General features: G+C 65.1%; 24 protein-coding genes and 1 CRISPR repeat array. Of the genes, 20 read left to right on the top strand and 4 right to left on the bottom strand.

The annotated features are described in order from the left end of the window. Nucleotides 1-109 precede the first annotated feature (109 nt). Nucleotides 110-1,558 carry a glucose-6-phosphate dehydrogenase gene (gene zwf / locus THIDRDRAFT_RS05935; protein WP_007039904.1) on the bottom strand — a complete coding sequence of 483 codons (1,449 nt, stop codon included), beginning with the start codon at nt 1,556-1,558 and terminating at the stop codon, nt 110-112. Nucleotides 1,559-2,175: 617 nt separating this feature from the next. On the opposite strand from zwf, the gene THIDRDRAFT_RS05930 reads away from it, so the two are divergent. After that, nucleotides 2,176-3,279, top strand: a complete 1,104-nt coding sequence (locus THIDRDRAFT_RS05930) for a tyrosine-type recombinase/integrase (RefSeq protein ID WP_007039902.1) — start codon at nt 2,176-2,178, stop codon at nt 3,277-3,279. Between the two features lie 1,148 nt (nt 3,280-4,427). On the opposite strand, the gene THIDRDRAFT_RS05920 is transcribed toward THIDRDRAFT_RS05930, so the two are convergent. The 3 genes from THIDRDRAFT_RS05920 to THIDRDRAFT_RS05910 form a co-directional block, all read right to left on the bottom strand. Beyond that, nucleotides 4,428-5,129, bottom strand: coding sequence for a class I SAM-dependent methyltransferase (locus THIDRDRAFT_RS05920; protein WP_007039900.1), 702 nt, complete (start codon nt 5,127-5,129; stop codon nt 4,428-4,430). 111 nt (nt 5,130-5,240) lie between these two features. Beyond that, nucleotides 5,241-5,570: a WGR domain-containing protein gene (locus THIDRDRAFT_RS27215; RefSeq protein WP_007039899.1), complete on the bottom strand. Its 330-nt coding sequence runs from the start codon at nt 5,568-5,570 to the stop codon at nt 5,241-5,243. Between the two features lie 165 nt (nt 5,571-5,735). Then, nucleotides 5,736-6,032, bottom strand: coding sequence for a hypothetical protein (locus THIDRDRAFT_RS05910; protein WP_007039898.1), 297 nt, complete (start codon nt 6,030-6,032; stop codon nt 5,736-5,738). 141 nt (nt 6,033-6,173) lie between these two features. On the opposite strand from THIDRDRAFT_RS05910, the gene mobH reads away from it, so the two are divergent. The 19 genes from mobH to THIDRDRAFT_RS05815 all read left to right on the top strand — a co-directional run bounded on the left by mobH (nt 6,174) and on the right by THIDRDRAFT_RS05815 (nt 26,852). Further along, nucleotides 6,174-8,327 carry a MobH family relaxase gene (mobH, locus tag THIDRDRAFT_RS05905; RefSeq protein ID WP_245535787.1) on the top strand — a complete coding sequence of 718 codons (2,154 nt, stop codon included), beginning with the start codon at nt 6,174-6,176 and terminating at the stop codon, nt 8,325-8,327. After that, complete coding sequence (traD, locus tag THIDRDRAFT_RS05900) at nt 8,317-10,149, top strand: conjugative transfer system coupling protein TraD (RefSeq protein WP_040844014.1); 1,833 nt, start codon at nt 8,317-8,319, stop codon at nt 10,147-10,149. Before mobH ends, traD begins: the two co-directional genes overlap by 11 nt. Before the next feature lies 1 nt (nt 10,150). Beyond that, entirely contained in the window at nt 10,151-10,792 is a 642-nt protein-coding gene (locus THIDRDRAFT_RS05895) for an IncC plasmid conjugative DNA transfer DtrJ family protein (RefSeq protein WP_040844012.1), read from the top strand. Between the two features lie 173 nt (nt 10,793-10,965). Then, the gene (gene traL, locus THIDRDRAFT_RS05890; RefSeq protein WP_007039894.1) at nt 10,966-11,247 is read left to right on the top strand and encodes a type IV conjugative transfer system protein TraL; all 282 of its coding nucleotides are present in this window, start codon (nt 10,966-10,968) and stop codon (nt 11,245-11,247) included. After that, nucleotides 11,244-11,924 (top strand): TraE/TraK family type IV conjugative transfer system protein, encoded by a 681-nt coding sequence (locus THIDRDRAFT_RS05885; protein ID WP_007039893.1) that lies wholly within the window; start codon nt 11,244-11,246, stop codon nt 11,922-11,924. Before traL ends, THIDRDRAFT_RS05885 begins: the two co-directional genes overlap by 4 nt. A gap of 41 nt (nt 11,925-11,965) precedes the next feature. Beyond that, on the top strand, nt 11,966-12,958 hold the full coding sequence (locus THIDRDRAFT_RS05880; protein WP_007039892.1) for a TraK domain-containing protein: 993 nt from the start codon (nt 11,966-11,968) through the stop codon (nt 12,956-12,958). Continuing rightward, on the top strand, nt 12,959-14,278 hold the full coding sequence (locus THIDRDRAFT_RS05875; RefSeq protein WP_007039891.1) for a TraB/TrbI/VirB10 family type IV secretion system protein: 1,320 nt from the start codon (nt 12,959-12,961) through the stop codon (nt 14,276-14,278). 43 nt (nt 14,279-14,321) lie between these two features. Next, complete coding sequence (locus THIDRDRAFT_RS05870; RefSeq protein ID WP_007039890.1) at nt 14,322-15,095, top strand: disulfide isomerase DsbC N-terminal domain-containing protein; 774 nt, start codon at nt 14,322-14,324, stop codon at nt 15,093-15,095. Next, entirely contained in the window at nt 15,092-15,760 is a 669-nt protein-coding gene (locus THIDRDRAFT_RS23625; protein ID WP_007039889.1) for a TraV family lipoprotein, read from the top strand. Before THIDRDRAFT_RS05870 ends, THIDRDRAFT_RS23625 begins: the two co-directional genes overlap by 4 nt. After that, nucleotides 15,757-16,083 carry a TraA family conjugative transfer protein gene (gene traA / locus THIDRDRAFT_RS05860; protein ID WP_007039888.1) on the top strand — a complete coding sequence of 109 codons (327 nt, stop codon included), beginning with the start codon at nt 15,757-15,759 and terminating at the stop codon, nt 16,081-16,083. Before THIDRDRAFT_RS23625 ends, traA begins: the two co-directional genes overlap by 4 nt. 152 nt (nt 16,084-16,235) lie before the next feature. Further along, complete coding sequence (locus tag THIDRDRAFT_RS05855) at nt 16,236-16,574, top strand: RRXRR domain-containing protein (RefSeq protein WP_139058652.1); 339 nt, start codon at nt 16,236-16,238, stop codon at nt 16,572-16,574. Beyond that, nucleotides 16,571-18,967: a type IV secretion system protein TraC gene (gene traC, locus THIDRDRAFT_RS05850; protein ID WP_007039886.1), complete on the top strand. Its 2,397-nt coding sequence runs from the start codon at nt 16,571-16,573 to the stop codon at nt 18,965-18,967. Before THIDRDRAFT_RS05855 ends, traC begins: the two co-directional genes overlap by 4 nt. Then, nucleotides 18,960-19,307 carry a hypothetical protein gene (locus tag THIDRDRAFT_RS05845; protein WP_007039885.1) on the top strand — a complete coding sequence of 116 codons (348 nt, stop codon included), beginning with the start codon at nt 18,960-18,962 and terminating at the stop codon, nt 19,305-19,307. The genes traC and THIDRDRAFT_RS05845 overlap by 8 nt, the downstream gene beginning before the upstream one ends. Next, nucleotides 19,294-19,866, top strand: a complete 573-nt coding sequence (gene lepB / locus THIDRDRAFT_RS05840) for a signal peptidase I (protein ID WP_007039884.1) — start codon at nt 19,294-19,296, stop codon at nt 19,864-19,866. The genes THIDRDRAFT_RS05845 and lepB overlap by 14 nt, the downstream gene beginning before the upstream one ends. Before the next feature lie 7 nt (nt 19,867-19,873). Continuing rightward, nucleotides 19,874-21,061 (top strand): TrbC family F-type conjugative pilus assembly protein, encoded by a 1,188-nt coding sequence (locus THIDRDRAFT_RS05835; protein WP_245535786.1) that lies wholly within the window; start codon nt 19,874-19,876, stop codon nt 21,059-21,061. A gap of 2 nt (nt 21,062-21,063) precedes the next feature. Beyond that, nucleotides 21,064-22,122 (top strand): TraU family protein, encoded by a 1,059-nt coding sequence (locus THIDRDRAFT_RS05830; protein ID WP_007039882.1) that lies wholly within the window; start codon nt 21,064-21,066, stop codon nt 22,120-22,122. Between the two features lie 7 nt (nt 22,123-22,129). Further along, on the top strand, nt 22,130-24,475 hold the full coding sequence (gene traN / locus THIDRDRAFT_RS05825) for a conjugal transfer protein TraN (RefSeq protein ID WP_007039881.1): 2,346 nt from the start codon (nt 22,130-22,132) through the stop codon (nt 24,473-24,475). A gap of 351 nt (nt 24,476-24,826) precedes the next feature. Further along, a CRISPR array of direct repeats spans nt 24,827-25,201; the repeat unit is 37 nt; unit sequence GTTTCCAGCGTGTCTCTGCACGGCTGATTTCAATAGC. 179 nt (nt 25,202-25,380) lie between these two features. Beyond that, nucleotides 25,381-26,247 (top strand): reverse transcriptase domain-containing protein, encoded by an 867-nt coding sequence (locus THIDRDRAFT_RS05820; protein ID WP_007039880.1) that lies wholly within the window; start codon nt 25,381-25,383, stop codon nt 26,245-26,247. Continuing rightward, entirely contained in the window at nt 26,244-26,852 is a 609-nt protein-coding gene (locus THIDRDRAFT_RS05815) for a CRISPR-associated endonuclease Cas2 (protein ID WP_007039879.1), read from the top strand. Before THIDRDRAFT_RS05820 ends, THIDRDRAFT_RS05815 begins: the two co-directional genes overlap by 4 nt. Nucleotides 26,853-26,868: the final 16 nt, after the last annotated feature.

The following is a 26,868-nucleotide window of genomic DNA, read 5'->3' as shown; positions in this document are numbered from 1 at the left end:
GGAGTTCAGTCAATCGTCCCTGGAGCCGGGCTTGTGGCATCCCTGCCCATCTGGCAAGTCTGAATTCGCCAGCCGTTCCGGGAGTCCGCTCCGGGGACGGTGTCCAGCTTCAAGGTGAAGGCGCGTTCCCGCTTTTGGCATCCGCTGGACTGTTCGGCGCTTCGAGCGAGGGGTTATGCCAGCTCCCGTGTGTTCGGATCAGCTCGTCCGCCGCTGCCGGTCCCCATGTGCCGGGTTCGTAAGGCTGGGCCTTGGGGTGCATCTCCAGAACGGGATCGACCACACGCCAAGCAGCCTCGACCGCGTCCTCGCGCGTGAAGAGCGCGCCATTGCCGGCCATGGCGTCGCTGAGCAGACGTTCGTAGGGCATCTCCGCCCCGATCTGCTCCTCGGACAGATAGAGTTCGCGCTGGTCGCCGACAAACTCCTTGCCCGCGCGTTTGACGCGTGCCGCCAGCGCGACAGCAGAGTTGGGGGAGAGGCGGAAGCGCAGATAGTTGGCCCGGCCAGCTTCCGGCGCCGAGTCGTCGAAGAGGCGTTGCGGTGGCGGCTTCAGTTCCACCAGGATCTCGGCTGCCGTGGTGGCCAGACACTTGCCGGCGCGCAGATACCAGGGCACGCCCGCCCAGCGCCAGGAGTCGATGAACAACCGCAGGGCGCAGAAGGTCTCGACGTCCGAGTCGCTCGCCACGCAGGGTTCGTCCAGATAGCCGCGATATTGGCCGCGTACCATGTCGTTTGGATGCAGCGGGCGCATGGCCTGAAAGACCTTGGCCTTTTCGTTGTGGACGGCGCCGTATCCCTGATAGGCCGGTGGCTCCATCGCCAGCAGCGCGACGATCTGGAACAGATGATTTTGGATGACGTCGCGCAGGCAGCCGGCGCTTTCGTAAAAGGCGCCGCGACCCTTCACGCCGAAATCCTCCGACAGCGTGATCTGCACGCTGGAAATGCTGTTGCGATTCCAGATCGGTTCGAGAAAGGCGTTGGCAAAACGGAAATAGAGGATGTTCATGATCGCCTCTTTTCCGAGATAGTGGTCGATGCGAAAGATCGCATTTTCCGGGAACGCTGACAGGGCGATGCGGTTGAGTTCGCGCGCCGACGCCAGGTCGCGCCCGAACGGCTTCTCGACGATGAGTCGCGCCTGATCGGCCAGGCCCGTTTCGCCCAGTCCCTTGATGACCGTGCTGAAGAGCGCGGGCGGAATGGCCAGGTAATAGGCCGGATGCCGCGCCTCGCCGAGCGCCTGCTTGAGTTTCAGGAAGGTCTCTGGGTCGTGGTAATCACCGTCCACATAGCACAGCAGAGACAGCAGTTTGTCGAGGGCGGCGCGATCATCGGTCTTGCCGGCTTGCTCGATGCCATCCCTCGCATGCTCGCGCAGTTGGTCGAGGCCCCACCCAGAGGCGGCGACGCCGAGGACCGGTACATTGAGGGTGCCCCGGCTGGCCATGGCGTGAAGTGCCGGGAAAATCATCTTGTGCGCCAGGTCTCCGGTCGCCCCGAAGACAACCAGCGCATCCGCGTGCGCCGGGCGGTCATTGATCTCGTCCATTCAAATCTCCTCGTGGATGTCGGCGGGAAGAAAGGGGTCGATCTGCGGCAGATGGTTGGTTTGGATGCGAAGAGGGTGAGGTAAGTTCGTCTGGATGTATAGATGGAGTCGGCGATCCCGATCTCGATGCGCCATCCGTGCATATATCTGTTCGAAAAATAGCCCGGCCACGCTCTGCTTGACGTGAGGTCCACCGCGAGTCAGAGGTCCGTCGGATCGACGAGTAGGAGGCCCAATGATCATCGCATCGGTCGGGGGTGATCGATGGTATGGGCTGAGTGAGGTGCGCCAGGGACTGATCGAGGCGCTGCTGCGGAATACGAATGCGATGTCCAGACGCAAAAAGACGCGCTCAGAGGCGCGTCTTTTTGTTCGGTATTTGGTGCCCAGGGGCGGAATCGAACCACCGACACGCGGATTTTCAATCCGAAGGTCCCGTTTATAAAAGCTAGCTTAGAAAGACATTTTTACGCTTAGGGTACCAGCTAGGGTACCATTGCGTTGTCAGGCGCGATAACATTAAGCCATGCTCGACAGTGTCAGTTGACGCATAAATGAAACCCCGGAGGGCGGGCACCCAACGGGCTTCAGTTACCCACTGCTATTGGGGTAGCAGCATGGCAACGATCACCAAACTACAGCGTGCTTCCGGGACCGTCTACAAGGCCCGGGTCCGGCGCGCTGGCCAAAACGGCCAGATCTCCAAGACCTTTCCGACTCGCACAGCTGCTGAACGTTGGGCGCGTAAGATCGAGGGCGCAATCGTAGATGACAATGCTGGTTTGACCAGCGAGGGTCAGAAGCACACTCTGGGGGAGACCATCGCCCAGTACCGAGCAGACAAGCTGCCGAAGCTGCGTCCGTCGACTGCCCGCGCTTATGAGGACCACCTCGAATATTGGGAATCCAGCCTTGGGCATCTGCGCCTGAGCGAGATTACTCCGGCTAAGATCGCCGATCATCGGGACAAGCTTCAGGAGGGCAGGGCACCGGCGACGGTGTCACGCTATCTGGCCACCCTAGCTAGTGTTCTGACGTTTGCCAAGAAGAGTAAGCATTGGCTGAAGGACTCGCCGATGGATGCGGTTGAGAAGCCCATTGTTAGTAATGGGAAAACCCGTTTCCTGACGCAGGACGAGTTGAAGAGGCTTTTGGAGGCATGCAGGTCATCTGAGAGTCCGGATCTCTATTTGGCTGTCCTGATTTCGATCACTACGGGGGCGCGTCAGGGTGAGGTGTTCGGCCTTCGATGGTGCGATGTGGACCTTGTCAGCGGCGCGTTGTTCTTGCGCGTCGATAGTGAGACCCGCACCAAAGGGGGCGTTCGTCGTGTGGGGATCGCCTCGCAAGTGAGGCCGCTACTGGAGGAACGGCTGGAAGCTTTGAAGGCGAAGTGCAGGGGAGCAGATGGCGACGAGAAGGAGATGCCTGAGCGTGGTCTGGTTTTTCCGAGCCGGATAAGCACCAAGCAGCCCGTAGACCTCCGGACACCGTTTTGGACAGCGTTGAGGCGAGCCGGAATCGAGAATTTCAGATGGCATGATCTCAGGCATTCGGCTGCTTCCTTTATGGCTGCAAACGGTGCGAGCCTACTCGAAATCGGCACCGTCTTAGGGCACAAGTCCTCGAATACGACGAAGCGATATGCCCACCTCACCGAACAGGCGACAGACATCTTGGTTCAAAGTACTGCAGACAGAGTCCTCGGCGGCGCGTCGTAATCTTTATGCTGTGTTACCACAAACCAGTCCGCGGGCGAAAACCAGTTCAATCAAGATGGCGTTGCTGTGCTTGTTCTACCGGCATCGTTGAGCTCAGATCAGGGTCTTGAGTAGTCCCTCCGCGAACCTGAGCAGGCTTTCCTCAGATCGTCGAGATCCGTTGTTCGGCGTATGTTGGCATTGAGCGCATCCGAGCCGCAGGTGAACGAAACCACACGTTGCAGTGAGGTGAGTAGCAAGCAAGCCATTTGTGCGCTACCAATATCTATCGATTCGTGTGCGTGGCGGTGATGATTCCTGTGGGCAGCTGCCGAAGATGCCCTCGACCTCCTAATTTGCGCCGAAGATGCCTACCTCTCATAAGAGGGCATCTTCGGCGGTGAGGGCATCTTCGTGGGCGAAGGGGCATAGTCGTCTCGGCGTCAATAAGCCTAGGGAATACGAAACGTGCTCATGCGCACGATTACATGGCCAAGTTCGCATCACCTGATGGAGCAGATCTGGCTCTAACGGAGAGACCCGCTTTCAAGCTTCGATACCCGTGCTACGGTGCTCACAGATGGGCTGCCCAAGCGACTTCCGTGCGCGTCTGTCGCTTGCGGGGTCGGGCGTGAGCCGGAGACTTGTCGATCCAAGCACGGCCGTTACCAAATCCGCGCCTTCGAGATCGTGGACGCCTATGCATCCAGCCTCCGCGAGGAGCTCGGCGAGGCGGCGGTCTTCACCCGCCCGGCAACCCCCAGCGACTGGACTGTAGTGGTCAGGGGCTAGAGGGCGATCATGATCGCGCGCGCCGGCGTGGCACGCGTCAGGTCACCATGATCCAGGCCGAGCATCTGGCGGTGATCGGCGCCCTGCTGGGTTGTGTCGCACCTGCGCCCGAGATTTTGCGCCGCAATTTAGTGGTGTCCGGGATCAATCTGCTCGCACTCAAGGGCCGGCGCTTCCAGATCGGGGAGGCAGGCCGGCGAGGCTCGGTGACGCTTGCGTCCCATTATGTAGCGCTCTACATAATGGGACGACACGGACACAGCACGAGCCAACCCCCTGTCCGCTTTTCTGGGGCTGCGGGCTCATCGCCGAGGGTCGGTGGAAAGGTGCAAGGCTCGTCCCGTGTGGCTGGCGGGGCGCACTGGCGATGTCTCTGATCAGGGATGACGTTTGCGGAACCGGATGAAGAAGTTCTCGCGCAGCTCGAACGGCTCATCAATGAGGTCGAACCCGGCCTGCGTGACCTCGTTGATGACGGTGCGGCGATCAGCCCGGACATGTTCGAGGATCCAAGGCGCGCTGATGTCCGGTTCCCGTCGGTAGTCGATGATCGCGAGCACGCCTCCGGGTGCCAGTGCTTCGCGGATTGAGGCGAGCATTGCGTCTGGATACTCGAAGTGATGGTAGGTGTCGCACAGGAAGACCAGATCGACACTGGCGGGATCTAACGCGACGGTTGTCTGCTGGTTGACCACCGGCACCACATTCTCGAGTCCTTCGGCGCGTGCACGACGCCGAATCGAGTCGACGAAGGATTCCGAGACGTCCACCGCATAGACTCTTCCGCTCGGGCCCACCGCCTCGGCAAAGCGCAGTGTGAAGAGTCCAGTCCCGGCGCCGACATCGGCGATTCGCGTTCCGGGATGAATCTGAAGCGCCTGCAGGATCTCGCCGCGCCGGTCGAAGACCTCTCGACCGCTGCGCTCGAAGATGGATTCCCAGCGCTGGGGGTCGGCGCCATGGTAGTCAGCGTTGATCTCCGGTCCGACCGCCGGGGTCTCGGCGGCCAACAAGAGCGGAAGGACGAGCAGCAGAGCGACCGTCAGCGCTGGGCTGAGGATCAATCGGGCGATGGGCATCAGGCGTTCACCTCGTCTTCGGTCGACATCATCGAATGCTTGGCGTCGGTCAATCTCAGCGGTAGACCTCCGCGAGCAGCTCTGGGCAGAGCATCCAAACCAGCGTTTGCGTCACGCTCCAGGCCCGGCCTGTTTCAGAACATCGGTATCAGTGTGCCCCTGAGTGTTCAAGGGGCGGTCGGCATCGACCGCTTTAGAGGAGCCGTGATCGCCGCGCGTGGATTCCACCTGCCGTCGATAGCCGCGCTTTTGCCGCCGCCGGGCGATGTCCTCGACCTGCGCCAAGCCCTCCGCCTCGGACGCCACGCCGACCACCCGCAGGCGTCCGCGCCGTGAGCCGAGTGCGCCCCAGCAAAGCACCAGCGTCCAGTCACCGAGCAGGTCCTGAACCAGATCGACCAGGTAATAGCGATCCTTTTCCGCATGGATCCAGCGTTGCATGGCGTCCGCCCACCAGGAAACGATGGTCCAATGATGGCACAGGAACGGTTGATTGCAGGCTGGACCGTTTCAGGTTGAGGAGGACGTGTGTGCGGCGCAAAAAATCCCTGCCAGGGCGGCAGGGCAAGGACGGCCGAACAGGAACTGGAGCACGCGTCGTGGAGATCAGCCCGTGGGCGTGGGCAGCGGCCGGGATGGTGGCGTTGACTTAGCCATCGGACGTTGGCAGTGCACCTCACCGCCGTGTGTCAGACCGCAGACCTGCCCGTCGAGCGCTAGTGCATGTGTCCGACGCCCGGCGCGCCACGCGGCCCCGGCGAGCCTCGGCTCGGGTGCATGCGTGGCATACTGCGGCAACGGCATGCGGATCAGATGCGGGGTCGGTGGTGGCTGGATCGGCGGTGCGGCACAGCCGACCAGGCTGGCGAGCGCGGCGACGCTGAGCAAGGGATGCAGACGCATGGGGCAGGGACTCTGCGGATGACACTGTCTGCGATCCTAGTCCCCCGACCTCACCCGCAACAGTCGAAAACGGTCTCCCCGGCAAAGGACCGTTTCGACTGTCCTGGCGTGTGCACATCTGCTGTGATGCAGCCATCTCCGGTGACTGATCAACCGCTTCTCCCTACCGCAATGCCGACCTTGCTGACCCGCTGCCGTGCAGCCTGGAGCGCCTTTCGTGTCGGCGGATCTGCTATCGATCCGGAGGCGACTTCACCCGCGACAGCGCCGGTCCCCGAGTCCGATATCCCACGCTATCCGCCCTTTCTCCAGGGCCTGCCGGTGGCCAGCACCGCCCAGATCCTCGCCACCCAGTCCGAGCTGATCGCCAGTCTCCAGGAGGCGTTGGCGATGACCGATAGCGACTACCAGACGTTGGTACTGCCGCTCATCGAGCGCTATGCTGCCTTCGCCCATCTGCTCCCGGCTTCGGAAACCCATCACCATCGCGGCGCGGGCGGACTCTTCCGTCATGGTCTCGAAGTCGCCTTCCAGTGTGCCAGAGCGAGTCGGGGGCGCCTCTTCGCCGTCGACCGCCTGCCGCAGGAGCGGCGACGGCTCGAGCCGCGCTGGCAGCTCGCCGCCGCCGTCGTTGGACTGCTGCACGACGTTGGCAAGCCGGTCGCCGATCTCTTGGTGCTCGACCGTGAGGGCACGACCCGCTGGCAGCCGGTCGACGAGGCCATCCTCGACTGGGCGACCCAGCACGGCATCGACCGCTACTTCCTGCGCTGGAACGGCCAGCGGCTGCATCAGGGGCACGAGGTCTTCACCACCTCGGTGTTTCCGCAACTCATCACCCGCGAGCTGCGTCGCTGGTTAATGGATCCCGATCCCCTGGTCTGGTACAGCCTGGGCAGCGTGCTCGCGGGGCGTGACGACCAGGCGCTGCTCGCCCAGTTGATGCGCGAGGCCGATCGGATCAGCGTCGAGCAGGACCTGCGCGAGAACCGGCTCGACCCCGAAGCGCTCTCGCTCGGGGTGCCGATCGAGCGCTATCTGATCGACACCATGCGCGCTCTGCTGCGCGATGGAACCTGGGCAGTGAACAGTCCCGGCGCGCGGGTTTGGATCTTTCCTGACGGTGTCCACCTGGTCTGGCCCGAGAGTGCCCAGGACCTGGTGCAACGCTTGGCCGAGGCCCGGGTGCCCGGCATCCCACGCGATCCCGACACCCTGGCCGATCTGCTGCTGGAGCGGCAGCTCGCCATCCCCTGTCCGCTGGAGGGGAGCGAGCGTCCAGCGCGAACTTGGCGGCTCGCCCCGCAGGTTCTGACGCGTGATCAGCCTCAGTGGCTTAGCTTCCTGCGCCTGGCCGAGCCCGAGCTGCTGTTCTCGGGCGTGCTTCCACGCGCAACAGCGTTGATCGAGGAGTCCACCGCTTCAGCACCGGCAGCGCGCTCCGTACCGACCGAGCTGGTGACCGAGGAGGCGGAGGCGAGGGCGGTTGCGTCGCCAGTAGAGGCGGACGATACGGAGGCGATGCTCAAGGCGCCCCAGCCGCTGAAGGCGACGTCGAGCGCAGACATCGAGGCAGTGCCGGCGGCGGCGCCGGGGGGATCGTCGCGACCCGCTGCCGAGGCGGCGCGCGCCTGGCTCGAATCGCATCCGCCCGCTGGTTCCGCTCTGATCGCGCTCATGCGCCAGGTGGAGGAGGGGCGCCAACCACCCGAGGTACAGCCCCTCTGGATCGACGGACAGTGTTTTCTGCCCTATCCGCAGGCCTTCCTCGGGAGCGAGGACGATCCGGATCCGGAGCGGATCCTGGACGATCTCTGGGCGCGCGACTGGATCGCCCGCGATCCGCGTCGGCCGCTGGTGCGCGTGCGCGCCTTGGATGGCGTCAGCGGTGTCCTGCTCACCCCGGCCATCTCTGAACGGCTGCTGGCCTTGGGTGGCCCAATGATGTGCGTCTCCATGGCATCCAGTCGCCCAATGCCTGACCGCCAGGCAAGACCACCAGCGGCCAAGTCGACGGGGGTCGCGACGGTAAAGCCGCGCTCGCGTCCCAGTAAGCCACCGTCGAGCCGGAGCGGCGCGGCCGACTACGCCCTTACCCTGGAGCAGCGCCTTCTGGCCCGTGATCCCAGCCTCGGAGCGATCCAGGTGCACGAGAACGCCCTGTCGGTGGCGCTGCACGGTCCGGTTCTGGACGGCGCCAAGGCCGCCGGCATCGCCGAGGCGACGTTGCTCCGGGCGTTGCGTAAACGGCCTCGGGGACAGGTCGAGCAGGGACGTTTCATCCTTGGCCTATAGCCCACCCTGGCGACCCAACTTCGAGGGTGCGGCGTTGCTGACCTGGCTGGTGGTTGCGTTCGTCGCTGCTGTGCTCCAGAGCCGCTGGCCGCTGCATCAGTCACCCTTTCAGGCCCTCACGCTACTGGCCGTGGTCATGAGCCTGCGCTGGTTGCCCGCAGCACTGCGTCTGCGTCACAGCCATCGCCGGGCCAAGCTGGCGGGGCTGCCGCAACGCTTTCTCACCCCCGCCGAGCTGACCCGGCAGCGGCGCGCACGCCCCGGCGACCTCTGGCTCGGCTGGGGTTTCGACTGGAACAGTGAGCACGCCCAGCTCGCGCTCGATCTGATCCGTGCCGGTCCCCATCGACTGGTGCCGGGCGATGCGGAGACCCTCGGCGCCCACTGGCTCCACGGTCTGGCCGATCGGGAGACCCCGGTCTGGTTGCCGATCGCCCACAGCGCGGGCCACATGCTTATCGTCGGCACCACGGGCGCGGGCAAGACCCGCCTGCTCGATTTGCTCGTCACCCAGGCCGTGCGCCGGGGCGAGGCGGTTGTGATCCTCGATCCCAAGGGCGATCAAGAACTCCAGTCCTCGGCACGGCGCGCCTGTAGCGAGCAGCCGGGACGCTTTGTTAGCTTTCACCCCGCCTTTCCCGATCGCAGCCATCGCATCGATCCGCTCTACTCCTTCAACCGTGCGACCGAACTCGCGAGCCGCATCGCCGCCATCCTTCCCAGCGAGACCGGCAACGATCCCTTCAAGAACTTCTCCCAGATGGCCCTCTCGCACGTGATCGGCGGGGTGCTCGCTGCCGGGGAGCGACCGAGTCTCGTGATGCTGCGTCGCTATCTGGAGGGCGGGGTGGATGCCCTGGTCGAGCGTGTCTTGCGTGAATATCTGAAGACCCAGGTCCCGGGCTGGGATCCGGCGAGCAGCCGCTCGCTGACCAAGGCCAGCGACACCAATGCCCGGGCGCGCGCCCTGGTGCGGCTCTATCAGGAGCAGCTCCGGCCGACCAAACCCTCGACCGTCATCGACGGTTTGGTCTCGCTGTTCGAGCATGACAAGGTGCACTTCTCCAAGATGGTCGCGAGCCTCTTTCCGCTGCTCAACATGCTGACCGCCGGTGCCTTGGGTCCCTTGCTCTCGCCCGACAGTGACGACCCGAGCGATCCCCGTCCGATCACTGCCATGGCGCGGATCCTGGAACGCGGCCAGGTCGCCTACATCGGGCTGGATTCACTCTCCGACACCCTCGTCGGTTCGGCCATCGGCTCCATCCTCATCGCCGACCTCGCGGCCGTGGCCGGGGATCGCTACAACTACACCCCCAAACCGCCACCGGTGAACGTCTTCATCGACGAGGCCGCTGAGATCGTCAACGACCCACTGATCCAGCTCCTGAACAAAGGCCGGGGCGCGGGCCTGCGTCTCACCATCGCCACCCAGACCTTCGCCGACTTTTCGGCCCGCACCGGCAGCGAGGCCAAGGCCCGCCAACTGCTCGGCAACCTCAACACCCTGATCGCGCTGCGCGTGCTCGACGCCGAGACCCAGGAATACGTCACCGCGAGCCTGCCCAAGACCCGGCTCAAGACCCTGATGCGCACCCAGGCGACCTCGACCCAGCGTAACCCGCTGGAGCACGCCGGCAACGTCGGCGAGCGCCTGATGGAAGAGGAGGGTGAGCTGTTCCAGCCGGCGCTGCTGGGGATGCTGCCGAACCTGCACTACATCGCCCGTCTGGCCGGTGGGCGGATCGTCAAGGGGCGGCTGCCGATTCTGGGGGCACCGAACGCCCAGGGGCCAGCAGGCGCCACCCCGGGCCGCTCCTGAGATGTCCGAACCGTCCGACCAGGACGCCGCACCGATGCTCGCCCTCTTGCGATGGGTGCTGCTGCTCCTGGTGCTGGGAGCGCTCGGACTCGTCTGGCTCCCGCCCTCCTGGCCGGAGCGGGTCATGGCCGTCGAGCGTCACTGGTGCCTGAGCGGTCTCGGGGCGGTGACCGGCCCGGCGGTGCTCCAGCAGGCGGAGCGCTGGTCGGCTGAGTCAGACACTGACTACGCCAGCGAGACGACAGGATCTGCTTCGATAGACCTCGGATGGCTGATCGGTGTGGACGCTGCTTCCTGGGGCGCTGGCTGGGGCGCCGACCGTCTGGCGCTGCTCAGTGCGATGCGCGAGCTGCTCATCCTGCGCCTGGCCCTGCTCGCCGCCTGGGGGCCAGCCATGCTCATGCTCCTGGCCGCCGCCGTGTTCGACGGGCACTGGCGATGGCGCATCCGCCAGTGCGGCTTCGACTACCCGAGCCCCATCGGTCGGCGGGCGAGCGCGACCGGGGTGGTGCTGCTGATCCTCGTGCTGGTCCTAGAGCTTGTTCTTCCTGTCCCCTTGCATCCCGTTTTGTTGCCGATCGGTGTGGTGATGGCTGCCGCTCTCATTGCCACCGGCATCCAGCATCTGCCCAAGCAGCTATAGGGCCTGGATGGTCGATCAATAGGGTCTTGTCGTGTCGAGTGGTTCTTTCAAAAGCTGCTGATTCTCATCATAAACGGTCCTTGATCGGACGGACCGTAGTCGCCTGACAGCCCCCGACGATTCCGGCAAGGTAGCGCCATCCCACTCCGTTGATCCGTCTGTCAGGAGCCCCGATGGCTACGGTCGAGCTGCCGCGCCATGTCGACGATCCGCCCAATCTGCTGCTGTGGCGTATCGACGATCTGGTGCCCTTCTTCCTGATGCTGGTGATCGGCATCCTGGTCAATCAGACGACCCTCTTCATCCTGCTCGGTCTGCTGGTGACGCGCGGCTATGGCCGCTTCCGCGAGAGCCGTGCCGATGGTTTCGCGCTGCACGCCCTCTACTGGAGCGGGCTGATGCCGCTGCGTCATCGCACCACCCCCAATCCCTACATCCGCTGCTACCTGCCATGACCTTGGCCCGCTTTCGTCAGACCTGGCAGTGGCTGGTGGCGGAGAACCACTTCCATCGCGGCATCCTCATCGTCCTGCTGGGGACCAACCTGCTCACCCTGTTTGCACTCCTGCAGGCCGAGCGCACCGTGGTGCTGGTGCCGCCGATTCTGGAGCGCCAGGTCAATGTCGCCCGTGACAGTGCGAGCCAGGACGTGAAAGAGGCCTGGGCGCTGTTTGTCACGGAACTGCTTGGCAACGTCACGCCGAGCAATGCGCCCTATCTGCGCCAGACCCTGGAGCCCCTCTTGAGTCCCGCACTGCGCCGGGCCATCGCCGACAGCCTCGACGCCCAGGTCGAGGCCCTGCGCCGCGACCAGGTGAGCGTGCGCTTCGAGCCCAAGAGCATCCATTACGACGCCGTCCGCGATCGGGTCCTGATCAGCGGTAAGCAGATCAGCACCGGCCCGGCGGCAGCGCCGGTCACTCGCCCAAGGCTCTACGAGGTGCGGGTCACCTTCCGCAACTACCGCCCGACCATCACCCACCTTGATGCCTACCAGACGCTGCGCGAGCGTACGGCGGAGACGTCCGAGGGTGCGGTGTGGGAGGAGGGCGCCGCAGACCACACCGATTGGGTGCCGGACGCCACGCTGAGCAGTGCGTCGGCGTCATCCACCGCACCCGAAACCCCCTGACTCCAGGCCGCTCATCCGCCTGACTCACCGAGGATTGCCCGATGCATGGTCACTGTTTGCTTCGCCGTCGTCTGCATCCGCTCACCTGTGCGGTTGGCTTGATCCTGGCCGGGAGCGGATCCCTGGTCCTGGCCGACGAGGTTTCCGACCCGCTGTTAGCAGACGCCACCGAGGCCGTGATCGATGGAGGACAGGAGGCCGCGTCGTCCAGCGATGCGAGCCCGGACGCGACTGATCAGGATCCCGCAGCAGGGCGCAAAGAGGGTTCGCTCCTGACCCCACCAACCCACCTCGAAGTCGGCCCGGTGACCCTGAACGTCACCCCCGGTGTGAATGTCCTGGTCGAGATCGCCATCGATCAGCTCAACCGTATTCTCACCCCCTTTCCGAATCCGCAGGTGCGCACCGTCGCCGAGGCGAGCACCAGCGTCGACGGCTCGGCGGTCTATCTGGCGACGTCCAGCGAGGTGCCGATCACCCTCTTCATCAGCGATGCCTCGGATCCCAATCATGCCCTGTCGCTGACGCTCGCCCCACGGCGTATCCCACCACGCGAACTGCGCCTGGTGCTGTCCGATCCGTTGCCGCTTTCGGCGCAGATCTCGGCGCCAGTGACAACGCCAGAGGTGAGGACGAACGCCCCCGCCCCCGAATACGTGGAACGTCTCACCGAGGCCCTGCGCGCCCTGGCGCATGAGGAGCTTCCGGAGGGCTTTGGTCTGCGTCCGGCCCGTGCGGACGAATCGGTCGACTGTGGGCAAGCGGGGATCGTGACGCGTCCGGGGCAGGTCCTGGACGGTCAGGACCTACGGTTGGTCACGGTTTTGGCCAGCAACCACTCCGGCGCGCCTCTGGAGATCGAGGAGCGCGCCTGTCGTGCACTGAGCGGGTATGAGACCCTCGCGGTCGCCGCCTGGCCGTCGGTGTGGCTGGAGCCGGGCGAGACGGTCGAACTCTATCTGGTGGTGCGGATAACGCCGCCCGAGCGCGTCCATCCGCCGCGTCCGTCGTTGCTCGGCGCGGAGTCACGCTAGATGCCGCTCTCGATCGATTCTACCTGGGGGCGGCTGTCGCCCAATCTGCGCCGGGGTCTGGTGATCACCGGCGTGCTCGGGGGGATCGCCGCGATCCTGGTCCTGGCCTTCGGCCAACCCGAGCCGCGCGCGGTACGTGAGCAGCGGGCGCGTGAGCAGCTCACACGCACCCTATTGACCGATGTGGATCCACGCGCGCTCGGTATCGACGGCCTCGCGCGCCGGCTGGAACGGTTGGAGCAGCAACTCGCGGCCGCCACCGGGGCGATCGCCAGACAGGACGCCCGTGAGACGCATGCGGTCGATCGCGAGGTGGCCGCACTGCGCGAGGCCCAGGAGACACAGTTCCAGGATCTACAGCGACAGATTGCCGTGCTCAAGGCGGAAATGGCGGTCAGTCGGGCCGCATCCGCGACCAAGCCGCAGCGCCCTGAGCGAACCGAGACCGCCACCGAATCGCCGCCGTCGAGTCCGCCGGCTCTGGACGATCCGGCCCTCTTTGCCCCAGCGACCGATGGCACGGGTGGCCTGAAGGCGCTGACACCCAACCGTGCCTCCAGCCGGTCGCGGACGGCACCCCTGACGATCCGGGTCGTGGCTCAGGAGCCGCAAGCCAAGGATGAGACCGCTAAGGCTGCTATGGCGACGACGTCGGACCCCGCCACCGAGCAGGTCATGATCCCCGCCGGATCGATCCTGCGCGGCGTGCTGCTCTCCGGCATGGACGCCCCGACCGGGGTGCAGGCCCGGCGCGACCCCTATCCGGCCCTGGTGCGTCTCAAGCATGCGGCCATCCTGCCCAACCGCTTCCGCTCCGACGTGCGCGAGTGCTTCGTGCTGGTCGCCGGCTTCGGTGAACTCTCCAGCGAGCGCGCCTTCCTGCGCACCGAGACGGTGACCTGCGTGCGTCGCGACGGCGGCGTGATCGAGGTGCCGCTCGACGGCTATGCCGTCGGCGAAGACGGCAAGGTCGGGCTGCGCGGGCGTCTCGTGTCCAAGCAGGGTCAGGTCATCGCTCAGGCCCTGCAGGTCGCCTTCCTTGAGGGCGTGGCGCAGGTGTTCAACAAGACTCCGGTGTCGGTCCTCAGCACCCGCTCGGATGGACAGGTCCAGTACCAGGACCTGCTCTCCGGGGATTCGCTGCAGGCCGCCGCCGTCAGCGGCACCGGCAAGACCCTCGACCGGCTCGCCCAGTATTACCTCGACATGGCCGAGGAGATCTTTCCCGTGATCGAGATCGATGCCGGTCGACCCATCGAGCTGATCCTCAATCGCGGCGCAAGCCTGCAGCTGCGCGCCCCACGCGGCCGGCGGCGCTGATGCCGGTCACATCCCACCACGCCTGATTCAAGGAGCCGAAGCCATGTGTCTTCCCGATTCACCACCGACCACGACGCGGCGTCTGCTGCTGACCTTGACCCTGAGTCTGCCGCTGGGACCGGTTCTGGCCGAGTCCGCTCCAACCGATGCTCAACCCAGCGACCTCGCCAGCCTGATGCAGGGCATCGGCGGCATGCGTCGTCTGCCGGTGTCTGGGGTGCAGATGGTGCAGTCGGGCGAGCAGGTCTTCTTCGTCTCGGCCAACGGACGCTATGCCTTCCTCGGTCCCGGCTTCGATCTGTGGCACGGGATGCGCCTGACCTCGCTGGCCGAGGCCGAGCGGCTGATGCAGCGTATCGACCGCTCGCGTCTGAAGCTCGCCGGCGAGGATCTGGGTGCGCTCGACCTGGGAACGGGCGAGGCCGAGGTGCTGGTGTTCGTCGACCCGCGCTGTCCGCAGTGTGCGGCGCTGCTTGATCGTCTCAAGACAGTGCCGGAGGCCACCCTCAAGACCTATCGCTTCCGGCTCATCCCTCTGCCGGTGCTGAGCCAGGGTTCGCAACAGGAGGCGCTGGCACTCAACTGTCTGGCCGAGACCGATCGTCCTGGAGCATTGGCGGCGCTGCTGGAGCATCGCACCGATCGCCTACCAGCCGCGACTGGCAGCTGCGGCCAGGGGGCGATCCAGCGTGCCCTGGTGACGGCCCATCTGCTCGGCATCGAGCGCGTGCCATTCCTGATCGCCCCGGACGGACGGCTGCAGTCCGGGGCGCCAGCCGATCTGAGCGCCTGGCTTGCGGGGGAGGAGGGGGCATGAACAGGCGCTCTCTACTCCTACTGATCGGCGCGCTGCTCACCGCCAGCACGACCAGCGGCTGTGGCTCGCTCGCCTTGGGGAAAGGCCGCTTCAGCTGTCAGGGACACCCCAGTCATCCGATGTGCCTGCCGACCTCGTCGGTCTATGCGCTCACCGAATCGAGTGAGCCGATCCAGGGCTTGTCAGACGACGAGGGCAGGGAGACGGATTGGCAAGTACGATCCGACGCAAAGGCGGGTCGATCCGATCCCCTGGTGTCAGAACCCACCTCCCTCGACCGTTTCACCGGCGAGGCCGACTCCGAGCCCCGCGCGCGCTCCGACCACAAGGGTCAGACACCGCCCGATCTGGACCTGCCAGACCTGGATGCCCCTCCGCGTCTCGATGCCCCACTGGAGCCGCTGCCCTACCTCGCCGACGAGGACCTGCTGCTGCCGCGCTCCACCGATCCGCTCCCGTTGCGTCTGCCCGCTCAGGTGATGCGCATCTGGCTCGCGCCCTGGGAGGACGATCGCGGCGACCTGCACGCCAGCGGCTACGTCTACACCGAGATCGTGCCCCGCACCTGGACCCTGGCCGAGGGGCCGGCGCGCTTCTCCAACGCCCTGCTGCGTCCGCTGCAGAGCGCCGTTCGTTCCACCCCGACCCCACGGAGTCAACCATGAATCACATCACCAAAACCGCCGGCTGGATCCTGATCCTCGGCACTGCCTTCCTGCCACTGCTTGCGCTGGCTGGCACCGACAGCAGTCTCGACGGCAGCGAGTTCGAGGAGATCTACACCCTGCTGCAGGGCTGGATGACCGGCTTCCTCGGCAAGGTCATCGCCATCGCCTTCATCCTCGTCGGCCTGGTCGCCGGCGTCATGCGCCAGTCGATCATGGGCTTCGTGGTCGGCGTGGCCGCTGGGGTTGGCATGCTGGTCGCCCCCGGCGTGATCGACAACATGTACGGCGCGACCCTGCCGCTGGTGGTGGCCGTGCCTTGAGCCAGGTTTAGGCGTCGCACGCTCCTGTGACCATGCGTCACCGGCCTCCCAGGCCGAGACCGGGCCGGCAACGGCCCTCCCTCTTCGCGATGCCCGGTTGCCCGATCGGGCGTTGATAGCGAGTCGCGCTCATGCCGCATCGACACCACGTCATGCTCCGTCTTCGCCCCTTCACTGACCAGCGACACTATCTGTCGGTGCCGCGGGCGCTGTTCCAATCCTTCATCCGGTTGCCCGTCCAGGCCCGCGACCAGACGCTCGAGCGTGCGCTGGCCTCGGTTCAGGGACGTGCACGCGTGCTGGTGTGCGACGCCAACCGCGTCCTGCTCAATCCCTGCCATCCGGCGCGGGCGCGGCAGCTGATCCGCCGGGGTCAGGCGCATCTGGTGTCGGTTCAGCCGCCCGTACTCCAGCTCGTGCGGGCCGTCGCGTCCCCTCGGCCTGACGCTATGACGGATCCGGAAATGGATCGGGAGGACGCCGTCCAATGAAAGAACGTTACTTCCAGGGCGAGCGCGCCTCACAGCTCTTTTCGGTCCTGGCCTGTGAGCCCGAGCAGGGGATCTTTCTTCTGGACGATCAGAGCCTCGGCTTCGCCTGGCGCTGCGGGCCCATGGCCGGTGCCGACCCGGGCCAGGCCGACCGGCTCACCGCCTTCGTCAATCAGGAATGGCCCAAGGACACCCTGATCCAGGTGATGCTCTGGGCCTCGCCCGATATCGCCGGACCGCTGGCGGTGATGAATGCCTTGCGCACGGACCTGCGCCAACCCCTGCTGAGGCAAGCGACGGCCGAGCGCGCCGCCTTCTTGGAGACGGGCGTCACCACACCGCTGCTACGCCAGTCCGAGACCCGCGTGCGCGATGTTCAGGTGCTGGTGACCGTGAAGATCCCCCTGGCGGGTGCCTTGCCCACCACCCATGAGCATCAGGCGGCCGTCGATCTGCGCGCGAGCACCGAGCAGGTGCTGACGACCGTGGGGCTACAGCCGCGTGCGCTGAGTGCGGCCGATCATGTGCGGTTGATGAATACGCTGCTCAACTGGGGGCGCGAGGCGACCTGGCGCGAGCGGGTGCGCCCCGAGGTGGATCCGAGTCGGATCATTCGCGAGCAGTTCCTCGACAGCGATCAGGCGCTCACGGTCGACAGCCGGGGACTGACCCTTGGTGACTGCCGTATCCAGACCCTGTCGGTGAAGCGCTATCCGGACCGGCTGCCCTTTGGGCTGGCCGGAAGGTATCTCAGCGATCCCTTCTCCGGGACCCGCGGCATTCCCCACAACCTGCTGGTCTGTCTGAATCTGCACTTCCCCGAGCCCGAGGCAACCCGCGCGGTGCTGCAGGCGCAGAGCCAGTGGGCGACCAAGATGGCGGCGGGACCGGTCGCGATGTATCTGCCACGGCTCGGGGAGCGGGCACGGGGCTTTCGGGTGCTGTTCGAACGTCTTGATGCCGGGGACCGGCCGGTGCGCGCCTATCTGGGGTTGGTGTTGTTCTCCCATCGCGATGAGGCGACAGCCGCAGCCTCGAACCTGCGCACCTACTGGCGCGAGCTGGGCTTCCAGGTGGTGAGCGATCGCTTTTTCACCCTGCCGCTGTTCTTGAACTGTCTGCCCTTCGGCGTCGATCGCGGCGCCATTCGCGACATGCAGCGCTATCGCACCCTGTCCGCCACCCATGCGGTCAATCTAATGCCGGTGCATGGCGACTGGAAAGGGACCGGAACCCCGGTCTTCAACCTGATCAGTCGGGGCGGACAGCTGATGAATCTGTCGCTGTTCGACTCGGCCTCCAACTACAACGCCTGCATCGCCGCTCAGTCGGGCTCGGGCAAGTCGTTCCTGACCAACGAGCTGATCTCCACCACCCTGTCCGTCGGTGGGCGCTGCTGGGTGATCGACGTCGGACGCTCCTACGAGAAGCTGTGCGAGGCCCTCGAGGGTCAGTTCCTGGCCTTCACCCGGGATGCCTCGATCTGTCTCAATCCCTTCCAGCTGGTCCGGCACTGGGAGGAGGAGGCCGATATGATCGCCACCCTGCTGGCGACCATGCTCGCGCCCTCGGAGCCGCTGGGCGATTACCGGCTCTCCGGGCTCAAGCGCATCCTCAAGCAGGTCTGGGACGCGCGCGGGGACGAGATGACCATCGACGCGGTGGCCAAGGCCCTGTCCGCCGAGACGGACGATCGGGTCCGCGATCTGAGCACCCAGCTCTATCCCTTCACCAGCCAGGGCGAGTACGGACGCTTCTTCAACGGACCCAACAGCATCCAGTTCACCGCGCCCTTCGTCGTGCTCGAGCTCGAGGAGCTCAAGGGCCGCAAGCATCTCCAGCAGGTGGTGCTGCTGCAGCTGATCTATCAGATCCAGCAGGCCATGTATCTGGGCGAGCGCGAGCAGCCCAAGCTCGTCATCATCGACGAGGCATGGGATCTGCTCACGCAAGGCGATGTCGCCCGCTTCATCGAGACCGGCTACCGGCGCTTTCGCAAGTACCGTGGCGCGGCGGTGACCGTCACCCAGTCGCTTAACGACCTCTATGCCAATCCCACCGGACGGGCGATCGCCGAGAATTCGGCCCACACCTTCCTGCTCGCCCAGCCGGCGCAGGCGATCGATCAGCTGCGCGAGGCCAAGCGCCTGCCCTTGACCGAGGCGGGGGCGGAGCTTCTGAAGACCGTCCATACCCTGCCGGGCGCCTATTCCGAGATCATGGCGGTGTGCGACAGCGGAGCCGGGATCGGCCGGCTGGTGGTGGACCCCTTCCGCCAGTTGCTCTATTCGACCCATCCGCGCGACGTGGCGGCGCTCGATGTCTTGCGTCGTCAGGGGCTGTCGGTGAGCGAGGCGATTCTGCGGCTGCTGAAGGAGCGGGGGCATGGCTGAGATCCACGCTGCACCGCAGAGCATGTTCGAGCACCATGGCGGATCGTCGATCCTGCTCGCGCTTCTACTGTCGGCGGCTGTCACTGTTGCCGGGCTGGTTTGGATGCAGCGGCAGCTGGACATGACGCTCGCCGTGCGTCCGCCGATCGTGGTGCTCGACCTGACTGGTGCCGCGCGCGAATCCGATCCTGCACGGCTGAAGACACTCTTGGACGACTACCGCACGACCGCTGAGCGGCTGGCTGGTCAGGGGCTCCTGGTCCTGGACCGCCAGGCTGTCCTGGCAGCGCCGGCGGGTCTGATCCTGACGGAGCGGGAGGTGCGGCATGCGACGGATTGAGTCGCTCAATCGGAGACGGCGCGCACTCTTCGGGACGCGGGCCGCGCGTCTGCCGCTCCGGCGGCGCTCGCGGCGATTCCTCTGGCTGTGGTCTGTCCTGCTGCTCGTGCTCTTGGCCATCGCGTTCTACGGGAGTGCACGCTATCGCCTCGGCATCGACACCCAGGCACGGGTCAGTCTGGCCCCGTACCGGGTGTTCCTGGTCGATACCTGGCAGGGGCCGGAGGACATCGCTCAGGGCGATCTGGTGGCCTTTCGCGCCCAGGGTCTCGCGCCCTGGTTCCGGGACGGCCAACTGCTGATCAAACATGCGGCGGGAGTGCCGGGAGACTGGGTGACGGTCGATCCCGAGCACACCTGGATCAACGGGATGCGCATGGCTGACGGACTGGCCCTGGCGGCGACCCTGAAGCAGGACTCTGCCACCTTCATGCGCCACGAGCGGGTGCCGGTCGAGCATTTCTGGATGCTTGGCGAGACGGCGGACAGCTTTGACTCGCGTTATTGGGGCTTTCTGCCGCAGGCTCAGGTGGTGGGGAAGGCGTATGCGGTGTTCTGAATGCTTGATGACGGCATCGGTGCTGGGACTCGTCGTCGGCAGTGGGAGCGCGTTGGTTCTGGCGGACTCGGGCCTTCCAGAGCCCTCCCTGCGCGATGAGGCGGTGCGCGTCCAGGAGCAGGCGCTGAGGGCGCCGCGCCCGGCGTGGCTGACGGACCAGAAGGGGACGATCGCGGATTGGTCGCGACGGTTGGGCAACCTGGAGTCCGCCGCTCCGTCGTGGGTCATGCCTCTGGCTCCCGATGCATCGCCGACAGGGCAAAGCGACCGTGGGCTGACGCTCACCATTCTGGCCTCGCGTGCCTTGGGTGAGACTCAACTGCGCGAGCTGTTCGCGCAGGCGGCCGGACGGTCCGAGGTGCGGGTGGTCTTTCGGGGCGTGGCGCCCGGTGAATCGCTGGGTGCCTTCATTCGCCAGATCCATGGCCTTCTGCGTGAAGCGTGCAAGGACATCGACAGCGGATCCGTTCCGCGCGTGGAGATCGATCCGCGTCCTTTCCAGACTCCGCCGGTCGAATTGGCTCCAACGCTAATCGTGACCGATGGGGCGGGAGCAGAGGTCGCCCGCGTCAGCGGCATCAGTCGTCCGGACTGGATCCTTGAGCAGGTAGAGGAGGGCAGGCGCGGCGATTTGGGCGTGCGCGGACCCACCGTCGTCGTCAGCGAGCCGGATCTGATTGCTGAGCTGCAACGGCGTCTGTCCGGTATCGACTGGAGCGCCCAGCGCGAAGCAGCACTGGCGCGCTATTGGGAGCGGGCTGAGTTTGCCGAGCTACCGGTGGCGGATATGCCCCGTGAGCGACGTCTGAACCTGACCCTTGTCACTCAAGCCGATGTGACCCTCCCGGACGGGACCATCGCGATCCACGCAGGCGAGCGCGTCGATCCACTCGCCATCATGCCGTTCCGTCAGCGTCTCTTCATCTTTGATGCGACCGACCCACGTCAAGTGGCCGAGGTCGCGCGGCGTGGAGCGGCGAGTCGTGCCGATGGGCGGTTGCCGCTCTATCTGACGACCCGGCTGGATCGCGAGGCGGGGTGGGGTGGCTACCGTGACGTCCAGACGGCTTTGCAGGATCCGCTCTACCTTCTCACCCCGGATGTGCGGCGCCGCTTCCAGATCGAGCGAGTGCCCGCCGTGGTCGAGTCACGCGAGGGTGTCCTGGTGGTGTCGGAATGGCCGCCGGAGGGCTGAGGATGCGCAGAATGCTGCGCTGCCGCTTCCTTCAGGCCGCCGTGCTGGTTGGTTTACTGCTCGCGCTGGCCCTGACCGTGTGCGCCCAGGAGGAGGCCAGGCCGGGACTGAGCAACGCCGTCTGCCCCGATGCCGAGTTGCTCGGACCCAAGCTCATCACCGACATCTGCTGGAGCTGTCTCTTTCCGCTGCGCATCGCCGGGGTGCCGATCGGGGGAGGATCCGTGCCGAGCGGTGCCAGCGATCAAGCCCTCTGTGCCTGCACCGATCCGGCTGGGCTACCGAGTCCAGGTGTGGTGATCGGGATGTGGGAGCCGGCCCGCATTGTCGAGTTGGTCCGTGTACCGGGCTGCATGCCCTCGCTCGGCGGTGCCCGGCTCGATCTGGGCCGCTTTCGCACCCTGGGCACGCCTGGACAGGCCGAGTACGACGGCTCGGACAAGGCCTTCTACAACTATCACTACTACGCCTTCCCGGTCCTGGTGATCCTTGATCTGTTCTTCCCGGACCGCTGCAACGTCGATCACCTGACCGACTTCGACGTCCTCTATCTCTCCGAGCTGGATCCGACCTGGAACAACGACGAGTTGGCCTTCTTCACCAATCCCGAGGCCGCCTTCGTCGCCAATCCCATCGCCCAGGCCGCCTGTCTGGTCGATGCCGCCTCGGCGACCACGGTGCAGCAACCGCTCGACACCCTCTTCTGGTGTGCCGGTGCCTGGGGCGGGCTCTATCCCTTCACCGGACGCATTCCGACGCTCAACGGCCGTCCCTCTGAGATGAGCCTGGCGAGCGCGCGGGTGCTCGCGGCCCTGCACCGGCGTGGACTCGCCCGTCAGACGGTGGGCGATGCCGCCCTCTGTGAGGCCCCTTTCGCTCTCATGCTGCCCAAGACCCAGTACCGCCTCTCGCAGTTCTATCCGCTCCCCGAGGCCAACTCGAACCACGTCATCGGCGAGAGCGAGCTGCGCTGGGGCATGTGGCGCAACGTCCCTGGGGTCGGCGAGGACCACCTCTATCTGATCTGGCGCTGGCATGACTGTTGTCTCACCTGGCTCTGACCCTTCGATGCTGGGGCGGATTGGAGCTAGATCGCTCGTCTGGCTCCTGATCCTCTCGATCGCCTGGACCCCCTGGGCGCTGGTGTGGGGCGATGACCTGCGCCGGGCGCTCGACTTCGATCAGGCAGCCACCGATGGGCAGGATTTAGGAACCGCGCTCGGCAGCGATCCGAACCGCTTGGCTCCCTTCGATCAGCTTGCGGACTATCGGGTCTTCTTCCCAGGTGCCGAAGATGGCGACGTCAGCGACTGGAGCACGCTCTACGGCAATCCGGCAGCCTTGGAAGCAGCCGGTCTCCAGATCCAGCAGGACTTGGTCGACACGCACTATTTCGACTCATCCGCGACCGGTCAGGCGTACCAGACCCTCCTCGAACCGGTCGACCGCGACCGCAGCGACCTGAGCGCCGATCCGCTATGGGACTTCACCGACGCGACCGTCGGCACACTGGACGACTTCACCAAGACCTATGCCGACTGTACTTGGGACAATACCTTTCTCAGCCGTCCGCGCAGAGTGCATGTCCCCGAATACGAAGCCTGCCTGATCCCGGACAAGGATCAGCCAAAGCTCAGCTGCTCCGCCAGTCGGACGCTGGACGCGACGGTCTACTGGGACCCGGTGGAAGTCGGCATCGATCCCGAGACCGGCGAGCCGATCACTGAGCTGGTGCGTCGCGTCGAAAAGCGAGTGGATCTGTGGAGTTGGGAATCGGCCGCCTGCCTTGAAACGATCAGCGAACGGTTGATGGACGGCTTCTGCCGCAGTACCACGACCTGCAGCAGTAACCCGGATGCCGACTGCGTCCCGGTCTCCGGCGGTGAGCTATGCGGCGGCGAGCTGGTGTCACCACCCTATCTGGGCGAGACCGGCAACGAGCCCTGGGAGCAGTTCTCCGGCATCGGCGCCGCCTGCATGCAGGTCGGCGTCGCCCTCGACTGCACCAGCTTCAACGAAGGCCAGATGGATTGCTGGACCGATCCGGATGGGGTGCAGCACTGTCCCGAGAATCCTGGCGACCTGGACAACTGCGCGGTCCTCGACGTCAATCCCCAGTGCCGGCCGGTGAGCCGCCACTGTGCCGAGGAAGCCACTGGCCGATCCGGTGTCTGCTACGTCGACCAACTGGTCTACGACTGCGGCACCGATCAGGAGATCGCCGGCATCGAGCGCACCTCTGAGCTGGACTGCGGCGGTGAGATCCGCTGTCTGGGCGACGACTGTGTCGCGATCGAGCCTGAATCCTCGGACGACTTCGACGCGGCGGTGGCGGCGCTCAATGCCGCCGAGATGGTCTCGCTCGATGCCGACTGTACGACAGGAAGCTGCCAGGTTTTCAAGGGTGAGGCACTGGAGTGCAAGCGCGCGGTTGGCGGCATCGTCAACTGCTGCGAGCGCCCGAGCGGAATCTCCCTGGGACTCTATCTGCAGCTGATGTTCTCGGTGGCCAAGCTCGACAGCGTCACGATGTCGCTCATGAAAGCCGGCGTCTCCAATCCCGCCTTCGGCGCCTGGGAGACCCTGCGCTCCCCGCTGGTCGACACCTGTTCGGCGGTCAAGGACGCCTTCACCTCTGCCGTGAACAACATCACCGGCAATACCACCGCCGTGACCACGGAGGCCGCCAAGCAGGGGCTGATCGCGACCTTCAAGCAGCAGCTCCTCCAGCAGACGGTGCAGTGGACCGCCGAGGTCTTCGGCGCGCAGGCGGCCAATGCCCTCTTCGTCGATGCCGCGACCGGCGGGGCCGCCGTGGCGGCTGACGGCACGGTGGCCGCGAGCCTGGCACTCAATCCGGCGATCGCGGTCGTGCTCTACTGGGTGATGTGGGCCTATCTGATCTACACCATCGTGATGATCCTGATCCGCCTCATCTGGGAGTGCACCGAGGACGAGTTCACCCTCGGCGTGCAGCGCGAGCTGAGGTCTTGTCACCGGGTCGGCTCTTACTGCAAGAAGAATTTCTTCGGGGCCTGCATCGAGAGCCGCGACAGCTTCTGCTGCTTCAACTCACCGCTGTCGCGGATCTTGAATGAGCAGATCCGAGGCCAGGCCGGCATCGGCGGCTATGGGAGCGCCAAGCATCCCAACTGCACAGGGATTGCGGTCGAGACCCTGGCCCAGGTCGACTGGAGCCGGATCGATCTCTCCGAATGGCTGGCCATGCTGACCGCGTCGGATCTGATCTTGACCACCACCGGCCTCGACCTGGAGACGCTGACCGAAGGGCAGGGCAACCGCACCGCCGATCGGCTTGAGGATCTGCGCGAGGTTAAGACGGTGGGGGAGGCCAATCGCGAGGCTGAGGGGCAGGGGTGGGATGAGACGCTAATGGCGTTGCCGAGGCCGTAGACGTCACGGATGTTGCTCACCATGCGCATGGTTGGCAGGCAAGATGATTCGCACTATTTCGCGCGCGACCTCCAGATTGCGCCACAGGTTTTCCGCTTTGGCCAGTGCCCGCACGGTGTTGGTCGCCCCGCAGGAGAAAGCCGCCCCGCCTTTCGGTAAAGCGATAGATCAAATCTATCCCCTGGCCTGGCTCTAGGACCGTGGCTAGGGTGGAAATAGATGCGGGTTAGTTCATGGCCGATTTCCAGCTTCGGTAAGGGTGGTATCCATCGTGCGCGGCTGCGGCGGCGAGTTGGACGGCAAAGCGCAATTCGTGATGTTTCAATTTCGATTTTGGTGAATCCCGCCAAAGTTTCCAGCGTGTCTCTGCACGGCTGATTTCAATAGCTCTCAGAACTTTATTCTCTTGCCCCCGATCACGTTTCCAGCGTGTCTCTGCACGGCTGATTTCAATAGCGAGGTTGTGTTAATCCAAAAAGGATATCTTGTTTCCAGCGTGTCTCTGCACGGCTGATTTCAATAGCCGAGTCACCAGGTGGTGATTGCCACCTGGTGTTTCCAGCGTGTCTCTGCACGGCTGATTTCAATAGCAAGAATATATGTTAACGGTTCTGACACTGGCGTTTCCAGCGTGTCTCTGCACGGCTGATTTCAATAGCGAAATAAGAGAATTAAAAGGGAAATCCCTTGTTTCCAGCGTGTCTCTGCACGGCTGATTTCAATAGCCCCCTCGGCTCCGACAAAAACCTCTGTTCAAGCAACATCTTACTAACGTGCTGGCAGATCCGGGAACCACTGGAACATTGAGGCCAGCCACCCGCTCTACCAGTTTTCTGGTGAAAGTGGCTGGTTTTTGGTGAGTGACGAGGTGATATGCGGCTTGCGACATCAGTCAGGGGGCTCAAATGCTATCACTCCGCTCGACACTCTGCCAAAGCGACAATCTCGGCTTGGCCTTCGACCGTTACCGGCGCTATCGAGGTTTCTGGTCGCCAGGCGTGACCATGTATAGCGTCGCCAGGTCCCCCGTGGTCCCAATGCTGGAGCTGGCCGAGGAACTGCGCGCCGGCCGCTATCACCCGACTCCGCCTCAGGTGATCTCCATCGCCAAGGCGAACGGGGAGCGCCGCGAGCTGCGGGTGTTCGCGATTCGGGATCGCGTCGCTCAGCGTGCCCTGCTGCAGGTACTACAACGCCATACGGATCCGGCGATGTCGCCTTTCTCCTACGGCTACCGGCCTGGACGCAGTGTACAGGGTGCCCTGGCCCGGGTGCGTACTTTCCTGAGCAGCGGACTCTCCTGGGTGGTTGATGCCGACATCCAACGCTGTTTCGACTCCATTCCTCGACAACCCTTACTGGACGAGGTGATCCGACGGTGGGGGCGGACGGAGGCGGCCGACCTGGTCGCGGAATGGCTGGGCTGGGACACAGCAGCGCAGCGCGATGGGATCGGGATTCCCCAGGGTTCGGTGTTAGCACCCTGGCTGTGTAATGTCTATCTCTGGCGTCTCGACGACGCTATGCGCCAGGTGCATGGCGCCATGGTCCGCTTCGCCGATGATTTCGTGCTGCTGAGCACGAGCCGATCCGGGGCGGAAGCGCTACTCCGGCGCTGTGCCGCGGTGGTGGAGGGCATGCAGCTCCACCTTCATCCCCTGAAGACCTCCATCCTCGATGCGTCCAAACCGTTTCGGTTTTTGGGTCAATGGCTGAGCGTGCCGAGACTGTTGACTCAGGGAGCGGCGCAAGCCGGGGGGAGCCTACTATGAAATATGCCATCGTTGGGAGCCGGCCCGCCCGGCTCGTGGTGATCTCCTACGACATTACCATCCCAGGCCGCGCGCGCCGTGTCCGGGGTACGCTGGATTCGCTCCATCACGCGAAACAGTATTCCGTGTACGAGGCCATGCTGGGCGGCGGCGAGCAGCGCGGAGTGTTGGCGGAGATCGCGAGCTGCTGCGATTTCGCCTCGGATCTATTGGCCGCCTGGTGGCCGGTCGACGGGCTGCGCCTGGTCTGGCGCGAGGATCGGCTGCGGGTGGACGCGCGCGCTGGCGAGCCCTGCGGGGAGCCGGCTGTGCTGCGCTCGAACATCGGCAATTTCATGGTCTGCTACGACATGTCCGACGCCGATGCGTTGCGGGCGGTGGCCGGTATCGTGTCCGCCCGGACGGCCATGATCCAGCGGTCCGTTTACTGGCTGCGTGCTCCGGCGTCTGAGTTGACGTCGCTCCTCGCGCGCTGCGCGCCCTTGCTCGACCAGGACGACCGTCTGTGGGCCTATCCCCTGGGACGCAGCCGCGATCTGTGGCAAATCGGCGGCACGGGCAGTTCCCTGCTTCCGATCGCCAATCACCGATGGAGGTCATCATGAGCGCAAACCTGGCACT

It is taken from the genome of Thiorhodococcus drewsii AZ1 (assembly GCF_000224065.1).
Classification (GTDB): Bacteria; Pseudomonadota; Gammaproteobacteria; order Chromatiales; family Chromatiaceae; genus Imhoffiella; species Imhoffiella drewsii.
Note: the sequence above shows the minus strand (reverse complement) of the source record. Positions and strands in the feature narration are given on the sequence as shown.